This window comes from Streptomyces parvulus (assembly GCF_014648855.1).
Classification (GTDB): domain Bacteria; phylum Actinomycetota; class Actinomycetes; order Streptomycetales; family Streptomycetaceae; genus Streptomyces; species Streptomyces parvulus.
On sequence record NZ_BMRX01000004.1, the window covers coordinates 84,844 to 98,164 of the forward strand.

The following is a 13,321-nucleotide window of genomic DNA, read 5'->3' on the forward strand; positions in this document are numbered from 1 at the left end:
GAGGGGAGCACCCAAGGATTCGGCGGGTACCGGCGCGCCCGGAAAGACGGGCGGCATGTGTGGATCCGCCGCTCACCGGCTGGGTTGTTCAAGTAGCTCTGCAGAGCCGAGACGGCACGGAAGGCGGGGGCCTCCCGGCAGAGCAAAACAGTGTTGGGCGAACTCGTCGAATCACTGGGGACCTGGGGGGTTCTGTGCGGCAAGGGGGAATGGTCAGCCCTTTTCCGTCGGCGGACGGACGTCTGGCGAACGGGGCGGTCGGCCGGACCGCGGTCGACTGGGAGCAGCGGTACCGCCGTACCGTCATCACCACCGACACCGTGGCCACCGCCGTGGTGGTGGCGGCCATCGGCAACTTCTTCGGGGCCCGTGACGCGGCCAACTGGCACGAGAAATGGGGAATTCTCGCCTTCGGCACCGAACTGCTGGTGCTGGGCGCGCTCGCCGTGAGCAGGTCGTGGGCGCCGGGCGTCCTCGGCCAGGGCGCCGAGGAGTTCCGCCGGCTCGGCCGGTCCCTGTTCATGGCGACCGTCGTGCTGGCGCTCGGCGGCATCGCCCTCACCTCGCGCAACATCAAACTCTGGATCTTCGTCGCCATTCCCGCGATCGCGCTCGTCACGATGACCGCGCGGTACGTGCTGCGGCTCTGGCTGCACCGGCAGCGCAAGGAGGGGCGCTGTCTGCGTCCGGTCCTCGCCGCCGGGAGCGCCGACACCGTACGCGACCTGATCACCAGGACCCGGCGCTTCCCGCACCTCGGCTGGCGGGTCGACGCGGTCTGCACGACGGACGGCCTCGCGCACGGCGGTGAGCACCTGGACGGGGTGCCGGTGGTCGGACGGCTGACGGACGTCGCCGGCCACGTCCAGCGCGACGGCTACCGGGTCGTCGCGGTCACCCCGGACCCGCACTGGACGCCGGACCGGCTGCAGCGGCTGGCCTGGAACCTGGAGGGCGGCGACACCGAGATGGTGGTGGCCCCGGTGCTGATGGAGGTGGCCGGACCGCGGCTGCACATCGACGCCGTGCTCGGCATCCCGCTGCTGCGGGTCAGCATGCCGACCTTCACCGGTGGCCGACGGGCGGTCAAGGGGGTGGTCGACCGGGCGGGCGCGGCGGTCCTGCTGGTCCTGTTCGCGCCGCTGATGGTGGTCGTGGGGCTGCTCGTGCTCGCCGACAGCCGGGGCGGGGCCTTCTACCGCCAGCGCCGGGTCGGCAAGGACGGCCGCGAGTTCACCATCCTCAAGTTCCGCACCATGGTCGCCGGGGCGGACCGGGCGCGTGCCGCGCTGGCCGACCGCAACGAGGGCGCGGGCCTGCTGTTCAAGCTCCGCCGGGACCCGCGCGTGACCCGGGTCGGCGCGGTGCTGCGCCGGTACTCGCTCGACGAACTGCCGCAGCTCTTCAACGTGCTCACCGGGTCGATGTCGCTGGTCGGCCCGCGGCCCCCGCTGCCGGAGGAGTCCGCCGCCTACGGCCCGGACATCCGGCGGCGGCTGCTGGTCAAGCCGGGGCTCACCGGCCTGTGGCAGATCAGCGGGCGCAGCGACCTGTCCTGGGAGGAGGCGGTCCGGCTGGACCTGCGGTACGTGGAGGACTGGTCGCTGGCCCTGGACACGGTGATCTTGTGGAAGACCCTGCGCGCGGTGTTCTACGGCCAGGGGGCCTACTGATGTGCCGGCGCCGTCGTCCGGCGGGCGCGCGGACCGCAGGCCCCAAGGGCCTGCCTGGGGGGAGGAACGGGTCATGAGAATCAGTGTCTTCGGGCTCGGCTACGTGGGCTGCGTGTCGGCCGCGTGCCTGGCCGGCATGGGGCACGAGGTCATCGGGGTGGACGTCAACCAGGTGAAGGTCGACCTGGTCAACGACGGCCGGGCCCCCGTCGTCGAGGAGCGGATCGGCGAGCTGATCGCCGAGGTCACCCGCAGCGGCGCCCTGCGCGCCACCACCGACGTCGCCGAGGCGATCGGACTGAGCGAGGTGTCGCTGGTCTGCGTCGGCACCCCCTCGGAACCCAACGGCAGCCTCTGCACGACGTACTTGGAGCGGGTCACCGAGCAGATCGGGGCCGCGCTGGCCGAACGGGGCGGACGGCACACCGTGGTGTTCCGCAGCACCATGCTCCCCGGCACCTGCCTCAACCTCCTCGTGCCCATCCTGGAGAAGTCCGTCGGCGGCACCGCCGGCGTGGACTTCGGGGTCGCGGTCAACCCGGAGTTCCTGCGCGAGGGCACCAGCGTGCGGGACTTCTTCGACCCGCCGAAGACGGTCGTCGGCGAACTCGACCGGGCCAGCGGCGACGTGGTGACGGAGCTGTACCGCGGTCTGCCCGGCGAGGTGTTCCGGGTGCCCGTCCCGACCGCGGAGGCCATCAAGTACGCCGACAACGCGTTCCACGGCCTCAAGATCGGTTTCGCGAACGAGCTGGGCGCGGTCTGCCAGGCCCTCGGCGTGGACTCGCACCAGGTGATGGACGTGTTCCTGGCCGACCGAAAGCTGAACATCAGCTCCGCCTACCTCCGGCCCGGCTTCGCCTTCGGCGGCTCCTGCCTGCCAAAGGACCTGCGGAGCCTGGTCCACGCCGCGCAGCGGGCCGACGTGTCGGTGCCCATCCTCTCCCACGTGCTGCCCTCCAACGCCGACCATCTGCAGCGCGCGGTGGAGCTGGTCGAGCGCACCGGGAAACGCCGGGTGGGCCTGTTCGGGCTGTCCTTCAAGCCGGGCACCGACGACCTGCGCGAGAGCCCGCTCGTCGAGCTGGCGGAACGTCTCTTCGGCAAGGGGTACGACCTGCGCATCCACGACGCCAACGTGAGCCTGTCGCGGCTGCTCGGCGCGAACCGCGAGTACGTCGAGACCCGGCTGCCGCACCTCGCGCAGCTCCTCGCGGACTCCGTCGAGGAGGTCCTCGACCACGCGGAGGTGTGCCTGGTCGGGACCAAGGACCCGGCCGTGCTGTCGGCGCTGCCGCAGGCCGGCGGTCCGGTGATCGTCGATCTCGTCCGCCTCCCCGACGCCGAGGCGCGCCGGGCCGAACCGGGGTACGTGGGTCTTGCTTGGTGACACGGCGTCGGGAGACGCGACGGGCCGCGGCCGGCCGGTACGGCGGGCACTGGTCCTGGTGGAGAACCTGTCGGTCCCCTTCGACCGGCGGGTGTGGCAGGAGTGCACGACCCTGCGCGACGCGGGCTGGACGGTGCACGTCGTCTGCCCGAGGGGAACCAAGCGGGACACGGAGCCGGAAACGGAGATCGACGGGGTGCGGATCCACCGCTACCCGCTGCGCGCCGCCACCGGAGGGCCGGCCGGGTATCTGCGGGAGTACGGAGCGGCGCTGTGGCACACGTTCCGCCTCGCCCGGAAGGTGGGACCGGTGCACGTCGTGCACGCCTGCAACCCGCCCGACCTGCTCTTCCTGCCCGCCCTGTGGCTGAAGCGGCGCGGCGCCCGGTTCGTGTTCGACCAGCACGACCTGGTTCCCGAGCTGTACCTCTCCCGGTTCGGCCGGGGCGAGGACCTGCTCTACCGCGGGGTGCGCGCGCTGGAGCGGCTCACCTACCGGGCCGCCGACGTCGTGATCGCCACGAACGAGAGCTACCGGGACGTCGCGGTGCGCCGGGGCGGCAAGCGGCCCGAGGACGTCTTCGTGGTCCGCAGCGCGCCCGACGTCGAGCGGTTCCATCCGGTGCCGCCCGAGCCGGAGTTGAAGAACGGCAAGCCGCATCTGCTCTGCTACCTCGGTGTCATGGGGCCGCAGGACGGCGTCGACTACGCGCTGCGGGCGCTGGCGAAGCTGCGCGACGACCTCGGGCGGACCGACTGGCACGCGGTGTTCGTCGGCGCCGGTGACACCTTCGACGAGATGGTGGAGCTGTCACGGCGGCTCGGGCTCGAGGACCAGGTGCGGTTCACCGGGCGCATCCCGGACGCGGACCTGGTGCGCTACCTGTCCACCGCCGACGTGTGCCTCTCCCCCGACCCGCACAACCCGCTCAACGACGTGTCGACCATGAACAAGGTCCTGGAATACATGGTGATGGGGCGGCCGGTCGTCTCGTTCGACCTCCGCGAGGCGCGGGTCTCCGCCGGGGACGCCGCCGTCTACGCGCCCGCCAACGACGAGGCCGCGTTCGCCGGGCTCATCGCGATGCTCCTCGACGACCCGGAGCGGCGGAGGCTGATGGGCAAGACGGGCCAGGAGCGGATCGGCGGGCAGCTCTCCTGGCAGAACTCCCAGCGGTCGCTGCTCGCCGCCTACGCCGCCGCCTGCGACGGCCGGATCCCGGTGCCCGCGGACGGCACGACGGCACGGGGCGGGGGCCGCACCGTTGAGCGATGACACGATACGCCTGGCCACCATCGGGCGGATGCTGCGCCGGCGCCGGCGGCTGCTCGCCGTCCTGACGGTCCTCGGCGCACTGGTCGGCCTCGGCGTCTCCCTGGTGGTCCCGCCGCGCTACACGACGTCGGCGTCCGTCCTGCTGCCCGGCCAGTGGGAGCAGCGCGAGCTGCTGACCCAGGCGGAGATCGCGACCAGTTCGGAGGTGCTCGACCGCGCCGCCGCCGCGCTCCGCTGGGACGGCGTGGGCGGTACCGACCTGCGGGACCGGGTCGGCGCCGCGGCCACCGACGGGAACATCATCAGGATCTCGGGTACCGCCGACTCTCCCGGGCGTGCGCAGCGCCTCTCCGACGAGGTGGCGCAGCAGTTCGTGTCCTTCGCGGCGCGGATCGCGGGCGAAGGCACCGGATCGGTCGCGGCCACGGAGGCGGAGGCGCTGCGGCAGCAGGTCGTGCGCACCAACCGCCGCATCTCCGAGCTGGCCGACGCGGCCGACCCGGGGCGGACCGTGGAGAGCGTGCAGGCCCGCACGGAGCTGGCGAAGCTGCGTACCGCCCTGGCCGAGGCCGTGAACAAGCTGGAGCAGGCGGACGGCACGACCGGCAAGGCCGGCCTGGTCGTGATGGGTCCGGCCGCGCGGCCGACCGGCGAGGCCCCGCCGACGAGGGTGCAGCTCGTGGCGGGCGGGGCGCTGCTGTTCCTCCTGCTCGCGGTCGTCGGGCACCTGGTCGCCGCGCGGAGGAACCGCCGGCCGCGCACCGGGCAGGAGATCGCCAGGGCGGCGGGCTCGTCGCTCCTCGGCGCCGTCGACGTGCCCGTCGACGAGTCCGCCGCCCGGCGGGAGGGCCGCGGGCCCGGGGGCCGGACGGGCCGGCTGCTGGGCGTGGACAGGCCGTGGGACGCGCCGGAACCGCGGGTGTCCGGGGACGAGGCGGGCCGGCGGATCCGCTACCGGCGGGTGTGCGCCCGGCTCCGGGACCTGCTGCCCGCGCCCCGGCGGCTGCTGGTGGTCGTACCGGACGGCGACGAGACCGCCCGCCTGGCCGCCGCGCGGCTCGTCGCGGAGGCCGGGGGCGATCCGCTGCTGCGGGTGGCCGAGGTGGCGGTAGACCGGCCGACGGTGCCCGATGACGCCGGCGGGTCCGGTGCTCTGCTGGTGCTGGGCACGGGAGGCCGTACCGCGGGCGAACTCGCCGGCCTCGCCGAGGCGTGTGCGGAAGCGGGACACGAGCTGGTCGGCGTCGTCGTCGCCGCGCCGGTCCTGGACCCCCGGGGCCGGACCGCGGACCGTGCTCCCCGTCACGCGGCGCCGGAGACCGCGGTGGCCGGGCCCGCGAGGGGAGGCTCGGTATGACGACGGACAGGACGACCGACGCACAGGCCCCCGTTCCGCTGCTGGACCTCCAGTCGCTGGTGGTCGCGGTGCGCAGGCGCCGCCGCCTCTGGAGCAGCCTGGCGTTGCTGGGCGTGCTGGCCGGCGGGGCGCTCGCGGTCCTGCTGCCGCCACCGCCGACCGCGGTGACGAAGGTGCTGGTCGCGCACAAGGAGGACCAGCCCAACGACACCGGCACGCTGATCCGCACCGACGTGGAGCTGCTGCGGACCACGCGGATCGCCGAGGCGGCGCTGCGCACCCTCGACTCCCGGGTGAAGCCAGAGGACTTCATGGAGGACTACCGGGGTACCGGCCTCACCAACAACCTGCTGGAGATCACCGCGACGGGCGACGACGACGCCCAGGCGGTGGCCCGGGCCGCGGCGCTGGCCGACGCGTTCGTCACGGACCACGTCCGGCGGATGCGGGAGACCGCCGAGGCGGAGGCCGAGGCACTGCTCGCCCAGCGCGAGCGCACACGGGACGAGCTGGCCGAGGTCAACGAGGCGATCGGCGACCGGTCGCCGCAGAGCGACCCGAAGGCGGCGGCGAGCCTGGAGACGCTCTTCGCCCGCCGGGCCGAACTCGGCTCCCGCATCGCCGACTTCGACCAGCGGGCCGCGGAGGCGCGCACGGGCACCCCCCGGATCGTCGCCGGTACGCAGATCGTGGACGCCCCTCGCGCGGTGCGGCACTCGCTGCCGAAGGCCGCCGTCACCGACGCCGGGATCGGCGGCGTCCTGGGCCTGGTCCTCGGGCTCGTGGTGGCCGCGGTCGGCGCCGTGGTGGCGGACCGCCCGGTGCTGCGCCGGGAGGTGGCCGCGCATCTCGGGGCGTCGGTCATCGCGGAACTGCCCCGCCGCAGACCTGCCGGGCCCTGGCGGAGCCGCCGGATGCGCGCGGCCCGCGAACGGCTGACCGCGTCCCTGGCGCGTACCATACGCGGCTCGGCGGAACCGGTGTCGCTGCTGGAGCTGGGCCACGCGCGCGGCACGGGCGCGATCGCCCTCGACCTCGCCGCGGCCCTGGCGGCCCGCGAGCCGGTCACCGTCGTCGACGCCCTGCCCGGACTCCCGCTCGCGCGCCGGCGGCCGAAGCCGGGCGACCCGGCCGTGGTCTGCGACGAGAACGCGGCCCAGGCGCCGGACGGGGAACGGCGCCTCGGCGTCGGCTCGGTGGCACCCGGGACGGCGTGGACCGACCTGCGCCACCTCGGCACCCGCACGGTGCTCGTCGTCCGGGCCGGCCACGGCAGTGCCGCGTGGCTGCACACCGTGGCGCGGCAGCTCGCGGACCAGCGCGTCACGGTGCTCGGCGTGGTGCTGATCGACCCCGACCCGCGGGACCGGACCGACGGCACCCTGTGGGACGGGCCGGACCACGCGCTGCGCGGGCGCGGCGAGCGTCCCGCCCGGCGCAACGGCACCGAACGGCCGCGGACGGAGCGGCTGCCGATGCGCGCCGCGCGCGTCCCGGACGGCGACGAGGAGGGGCGGTAGGACATGTGTGGCATCGCAGGCGCGTACCGGTGGCCGGACGGCAAGGCCGTGGCCGACCGGCTGACCGAGATCCTCGCCCACCGGGGCCCGGACGGCTCCGGCGGCTACAGCCACTCCCTCGGGGACGGCGAGGTGCACCTCGGGCACCGGCGGCTGGCCGTCATCGACCTGACCGGGACGGGCGCCCAGCCGATGGTCTCCGGGGGCCTGGCCCTGACGTACAACGGCGAGCTGTACAACGCCCCCGAGCTGCGGGCCGAGCTGGCGGCCGCCGGGGTGCGGTTCCGGGGCACCTCCGACACCGAGGTGCTGCTGGAGGCCTGGCGGCGCTGGGGCACCGACTGCCTGCCCCGGCTGCGCGGCATGTTCGCGTTCGGCGTCTTCGACGAGCGGACCGGTGAGCTGGTCCTCGCCCGCGACCAGCTCGGCGTCAAGCCGCTGTTCGTACTCCGGCGCGGCGAGGGCCTGGTGTTCGCCTCCGAGCTGAAGGCGCTGGCCGCGGTGACCGGCGGACCGCTGGAGGTGGACCACGGGGCGCTGGTCGCCTCGCTGCTGTACTACTGGGTGCCGGACACCCGCTGTGCCCTGCGCGGAGCGGAAAAGGTGCCGCCGGGGAGCTGGCTGCGGTGCAGGGCCGACGGCCGGGTGGAGCGCGGCCGGTTCTGGAACCTCAAGGACGTGGCCGCCGAGGGCCGGGAGCGTGCCCTGAGCGGTGAGCTGCCCGACCTGGCGGCCGTCGTCGAGGAGTCGACCCGGCGCCATCTGCTCTCCGACGTGCCCGTGGCGACGTTCCTCTCCGGCGGGCTGGACTCCAGCTACCTGACCGCGCTCGCGGCACGTGAACGGCCCGGCATCTCGGCCTACACCATCGGGTTCCGCGCCGAGGACGCCAGGTTCGAGGCGATGCCGGACGACCTGCGGCACGCGCGGAGGGTGGCCGAGCGGTTCGGTGTCGACCTGCACGAGATCGAGATCGCCCCGGACGTGCTCGACCTGCTGCCCCGGATGACCTACCACCTGGACGAGCCGATCGGCGATCCCGCCGCGATCAACACGTTCCTGATCTGCGAGGCCGCCCGGGAGGCCGGGGTCAAGGTGATGCTGTCGGGGATGGGCGCCGACGAACTGTTCGCCGGGTACCGCAAGCACCTGGCGAACCTGCTGGCCCTGCGCTATCAGCGCGTCCCGCGGCCGCTGCGGCGGGGGGTGTCGGCGGCCGTGGACCGGCTGCCGGTCGCCTCGGCCCGCCGGGGGTACCGGTCGGTGCGCTTCGCCAAGCGGTTCCTCTCCTTCGCCGAGCTGCCGGAGGAGACCGCGTTCCGGCGCAGCTACACCATGTACGACCGGGAGGAGCTGCTCGCCCTGGTCGATCCGGACCTGGCCGGGACGGTGGACGAGGTACTGGCCGAACACGCCGACGTGTACCGGGACAACGACCTCGACGACTTCGTCAACCGCATGTGCCTGGGCGACGCCCGGATGTTCCTGCCCGGGCTGAACCTGGCGTACACGGACCGGGCGAGCATGGCCGCGTCGACCGAGGTGCGCGTGCCGTACGTGGACGTCGAGGTGGTGAAGGCGGCGTTCGCCGTGCCGGGCGAGCGGAAGATCGCCGGGCGTCAGGGCAAGGCCGTTCTGAAGGAGGCGGCCGTCTCGGTCCTGCCCCGGGAGATCGTGTACCGGCCCAAGGGCCTGTTCAGTGCCCCGCTGCGGGCCTGGATGAGCCGGGACCTGGCACCGCTGGTCCGCGAGGTGGTGCACGACGGCGAACTCGTCCGGTCCGGCCTGCTGCGCCGCGACGCGCTCGCCCGGCTGGTAGCCGAGGACGCCGCCGGGCAGCGGGACTTCTCCAAGCATCTGTGGCACGTGCTGACCCTCGAGTACTGGTATCGCGGCGCCCTCTCGGGGGCCGGCCGGCACTCTCCCTCGAAGGCGTAGAGACAAGAGGACATCGGTGAAACAGGTTGTGCAGAACTACAGGAGTGGCGAGCTGGCGCTGCTCGACGTCCCGGCGCCGGGGTGCAAGCCGGGCGGTGTGCTGGTGCGGAGCGCCTACTCGCTGATCTCCACCGGGACCGAGCTGATGAAGGTGTCGGAGGCCGGCCTGTCGATGGTCGGCAAGGCCCGCTCCCGGCCGGACCAGGTGGCCAAGGTGGTGCAGAGCGTGGCCACCAACGGCGTGCCCGCCACCTACCGCAAGGTGATGGGCAAGCTGGACTCCTGGACGCCGCTCGGCTACTCGCTGTGCGGGGTGGTCGAGCAGGTCGGCGACGGCATCGACGACGTGTCGGTGGGTGACGTCGTGGCCTGCGCGGGCAACGAGCACGCGTTGCACGCCGAGCTGAACTGGGTGCCGAAGAACCTCTACACCCGCGTGCCGGACGGCCTCGCGCCGCGGCACGCCGCCTTCGGCACCGTCGGGTCCATCGCCCTGCAGGGGGTGCGCCGGGGCGAGTCGCAGCTCGGCGAGGTGGCACTGGTCATCGGCCTGGGGCTGATCGGTCAGCTGGTGGTGCAGCTCCTGGCGGCCTCGGGAGTGCGCGTCGTCGGCGTCGACCCCGACCCGGCACGCTGCGAACTGGCGGAACGCATGGGCGCGGTGGCGTGCGGCGACCCCGGTTCGCCGACCGTGGCGGCGTCCGTCGCCGAACTCACCGGCGGGCACGGCGCCGACCAGGTGTACCTGGCGGCGGGCGGCACCGGCAACGAGCCGGTCGAGCTGGCCGCCCGGCTGAGCCGGGACCGCGGCCGGGTGGTCGACATCGGCAAGTGCAGCCTGGACCTGCCGTGGAACGCGTACTACGAGAAGGAGCTGGACGTCCGGTTCTCGCGCTCGTACGGCCCCGGGCGCTACGACCCGGAGTACGAGCTGGAGGGCCGCGACTACCCGATCGGCTATGTCCGTTGGACCGAGCGCCGCAATCTGGCGTGCTTCCTCGACCTCGTCGCCCGCGGCCGCGTCGACGTGGAGCCCCTGGTCTCCCACACCGCCGACTTCGACGACGCCGTCGAGACGTACCGGAGCCTCGAGGGCGGCGGTCTCAAGGCCGTGGCCGTGCTGTTCCGGTACGCGGGGCAGGCGCCGGAGGCCGCGGCCCCCGAGCTGGCCCTCCCCGCGGTGCGACGCGGCGCCGCCGCCCCCTCGGTGGCCCGCCCCCGCAAGGCGTCGGTGCGGCTGGCGTTCGTCGGCGCCGGGAACTACGCAACGTCGATGCTGCTGCCGCACCTGACCGGGCGCGACGGCGTGGAGTTGTCGACCGTCGTCACCACGACGGCGCTGTCCGCGGCCAACGCCAAGCGCAAGTTCGGCTTCACCGAGGCGACCACCGAACTGGACGCCGTGCTCGACGACCCCTCCGTCGACGCGGTGTTCGTGGTCACCCGCCACAGCTCGCACGCGGAGCTGACCCGCAGGGCGCTGCTCGCGGGCAAGGCGGTGTTCGTGGAGAAGCCGCTGGCCCTCACCGAGGACGAACTGGCCGGTGTGCTCGCCGCGGTGGAGGAGTCCGGCAACGACCGGCTCCAGGTGGGCTTCAACCGCCGGTTCGCGCCGCTGCTCCAGGAGGCCCGGCAGCGGTTCGGCGACCGGACCGGGCCGGCGAACCTGCGCTACCTGGTGAACGCGGGCCGGCTGGAGCACGGCAGCTGGTACCTCCAGCAGGCCACCCAGGGCTCGCGGTTCGCCGGCGAGGGCGGGCACTTCATCGACACGGCGAGCAGACTGCTCGGCGCCGACCCGGTCTCGGTGTACGCGGTCGCGAGCCCCGGGGGCGAGGATCTCCAGGTGGTGCTCGGCTACCCGGGTGGCTCGACCGCGACCGTCAGCTATCTCACCAACGGTCCGGCCGGGTTCCCCAAGGAGACCCTGGACCTGATGGCCGACGGCCGCGCGCTGCGGCTCGACGACTTCGTCCGCGCCTCCGTCTACGACGGCCGCAGGCGGTGGGTCAGCTCGCGGCTGCCCAAGGCCCGCGACAAGGGACAGGCCGCCCAACTGGCCGCGTTCGTACGGGCCGTGCGGACCGGCGGGCCGATGCCGGTGCCGCTGGAGTCGCTGGTCGCCACCACCGCGGCCACCCTCGCGGTGCGGACGGGGCTGGCGAGCGGAACGCCGGTGACCCTGGCGGCGGCCCGATGACCATGAGTGCGGGCTGGTACCTGCGGCGCCTGTCCCGGATGGGCCCGCGGGAGATCGGCGGCCGGGCGGGCGACGCCCTGCGCAGGCGGCACTGGCGGTCGGCGCGACCGCGCGTCCCGAACGTGAGCGGCGCCCGGTTCACCGCGGTCCTGCCGGCGGGCGCCGTCGCCTCGGTGTCCCCGGACGCGGCCAAGCGACTGGTCGCCGAGGCCGACCGGCTGATGGCCGGGCACGCCGAGTACTTCGGCGTGGTCCGCGACGACCTGGCCGACCCGGACTGGTGGTACGACCCGAAGACCGGCCGCCGCGCCCCGTGGGGCTACGCCTTCGGTGTGCCCTACCGGGACGAGGACGTGGTCGGGGACGTCAAGCAGATCTGGGAGCTGTCCCGGCACCAGTACCTCACCGTGCTCGCCGCCGCCTACGCGGTCACCGGGGACGAGCGGTACGCGGAGCGCGTGGCCGGGCACCTGCGGTCCTGGTGGGCGGCGAACGCGCCGCTGCACGGGGTGCACTGGACCAGCGGCATCGAGCTGGGCATCCGGCTGCTGTCCTGGGTGTGGATCCGGCGGCTGCTCGACGGCTGGCCGGGCGCGGCCGGGCTGTTCGAGGACAATCCGGTGGCGCTGCACCAGATCTGGCACCACCAGCGCTGGCTGGCGGCGTTCCCGAGCCGGGGGTCGTCGGCGAACAACCACGCCGTCGCCGAGGCGGCCGGGCAGTTCGCGGCGTCCTGCGCCTTCGGCTGGTTCCCCGCCTCGGCCCGGCTGCGGGACGACGCCCTGCGCTCCCTGGAACGGCACCTGCGCGGCAACACCTTCCTGTCCGGCCTCAACCGCGAGCTGGCCACGGAGTACCACGGCCTGGTGCTCGAGCTGGGCCTGGCCGCGCTGGCCGAGGCGGACCTCGCCGGTGTGCCGGTGCCGCCGTCGGTCCGGCCGGTGCTGCTGCGGATGACGGACGCCCTCGCGGCGGTCGTCGACGACCGGTTGCGGCCACCGCGCCAGGGGGACGCCGACGACGGGCACGGCCTGGTCGTGGACGGCGCGGGCACCGACCGCTGGGCCTCGCTGCTGGCCACCGGGGAGGCGGTGTTCGGCCGGCTCCCCTGGTGGCCGGAGGTGACCGCGGCCGACGTGCGCACCCCGCTGCTGGCGGCGCTCGTGCGGCCGTACCCGGGTGCGACGGCCGCCCCGGTGGCGCGTCCGGCGAAGCGGCCCGCCCACTTCGCCGATGCCGGACTCACCGTGCTGCGCGGTCCGGACGGGATCTGGTGCCGCTGCGACGGCGGGCCGCACGGGTTCCTGTCCATCGCCGCGCACGCGCACGCGGACGCGCTGTCCGTCGAGGTACGGCACGACGGCGTCGACGTCCTCGCCGACCCGGGGACGTACTGCTATCACGGACAGCCCGTGTGGCGGCGGTACTTCCGGTCGACGCTCGGGCACAACACCCTGGAGCTGGACGGCGCCGACCAGTCCGTCTCCGGCGGGCCGTTCCTGTGGACCCGGCACGCCCGCAGCCGGGTCCTGGCCGCGGACACCTCCGGCGCTCCCGACGGGGGTTCGTCCCGCTGGTGCGCGGAGCACGACGGCTACCCGCACTCCGTGCACCGCCGCCAGGTGGAGCTGACCGCCGGGCGCCGGGAGCTGAAGGTGGTCGACGAGGTGCGCGGACGGGGCGGAGCCGTGCGGCTGGCCTTCCACCTGGGTCCGGCGATCGCCGCGGTCCTGACGGAGAACCGGGCCGAGCTGAGCTGGACCCGGGACGGCGAGGAGCGCTCGGCCGCACTCGACCTGCCCGGGCAGCTGCGCTGGCAGGCGCACCGGGGCGAGACCGACCCGCCGCTGGGCTGGTACTCCCCCGGCTTCGGCCGCAGGGAACCCGCGACGACGCTGGTCGGCACCGGGTTCGCCGACGGCGCGCAGGGGTTCACCACCGTACTCAGGTTCCGCGGCTAGGGGGGC

Annotated in this window: 8 protein-coding genes; all 8 read left to right on the forward strand. The window is 74.2% G+C overall.

Annotation, left to right across the window (positions count from 1 at the left end):
• The first annotated feature begins 194 nt into the window (after positions 1–194).
• The gene (locus IE108_RS08280; RefSeq protein ID WP_064731503.1) at positions 195–1,673 is read left to right on the forward strand and encodes a sugar transferase; all 1,479 of its coding nucleotides are present in this window, start codon (positions 195–197) and stop codon (positions 1,671–1,673) included.
• A 73-nt stretch (positions 1,674–1,746) separates the two neighbouring features.
• Positions 1,747–3,063 carry a nucleotide sugar dehydrogenase gene (locus tag IE108_RS08285; protein ID WP_064731502.1) on the forward strand — a complete coding sequence of 439 codons (1,317 nt, stop codon included), beginning with the start codon at positions 1,747–1,749 and terminating at the stop codon, positions 3,061–3,063.
• Positions 3,053–4,339 (forward strand): glycosyltransferase family 4 protein, encoded by a 1,287-nt coding sequence (locus tag IE108_RS08290; RefSeq protein ID WP_079163782.1) that lies wholly within the window; start codon positions 3,053–3,055, stop codon positions 4,337–4,339. Before IE108_RS08285 ends, IE108_RS08290 begins: the two co-directional genes overlap by 11 nt.
• Positions 4,329–5,696, forward strand: coding sequence for a Wzz/FepE/Etk N-terminal domain-containing protein (locus tag IE108_RS08295; protein ID WP_064731500.1), 1,368 nt, complete (start codon positions 4,329–4,331; stop codon positions 5,694–5,696). Before IE108_RS08290 ends, IE108_RS08295 begins: the two co-directional genes overlap by 11 nt.
• Entirely contained in the window at positions 5,693–7,216 is a 1,524-nt protein-coding gene (locus IE108_RS08300; RefSeq protein WP_064731499.1) for a Wzz/FepE/Etk N-terminal domain-containing protein, read from the forward strand. Before IE108_RS08295 ends, IE108_RS08300 begins: the two co-directional genes overlap by 4 nt.
• 3 nt (positions 7,217–7,219) lie before the next feature.
• Complete coding sequence (gene asnB / locus IE108_RS08305; protein ID WP_064731498.1) at positions 7,220–9,154, forward strand: asparagine synthase (glutamine-hydrolyzing); 1,935 nt, start codon at positions 7,220–7,222, stop codon at positions 9,152–9,154.
• A gap of 16 nt (positions 9,155–9,170) precedes the next feature.
• Positions 9,171–11,354: a bi-domain-containing oxidoreductase gene (locus IE108_RS08310; RefSeq protein ID WP_189397599.1), complete on the forward strand. Its 2,184-nt coding sequence runs from the start codon at positions 9,171–9,173 to the stop codon at positions 11,352–11,354.
• Positions 11,351–13,315, forward strand: a complete 1,965-nt coding sequence (locus tag IE108_RS08315; RefSeq protein WP_064731496.1) for an alginate lyase family protein — start codon at positions 11,351–11,353, stop codon at positions 13,313–13,315. The genes IE108_RS08310 and IE108_RS08315 overlap by 4 nt, the downstream gene beginning before the upstream one ends.
• Positions 13,316–13,321: the final 6 nt, after the last annotated feature.

Coding starts and splice junctions, on each gene's coding strand:
- asnB (WP_064731498.1), top strand. CDS start 7,220: ATGTGTGGCATCGCAGGCGCGTACCGGTGGCCGGACGGCAAGGCCGTG.
- IE108_RS08315 (WP_064731496.1), top strand. CDS start 11,351: ATGACCATGAGTGCGGGCTGGTACCTGCGGCGCCTGTCCCGGATGGGC.
- IE108_RS08300 (WP_064731499.1), top strand. CDS start 5,693: ATGACGACGGACAGGACGACCGACGCACAGGCCCCCGTTCCGCTGCTG.
- IE108_RS08285 (WP_064731502.1), top strand. CDS start 1,747: ATGAGAATCAGTGTCTTCGGGCTCGGCTACGTGGGCTGCGTGTCGGCC.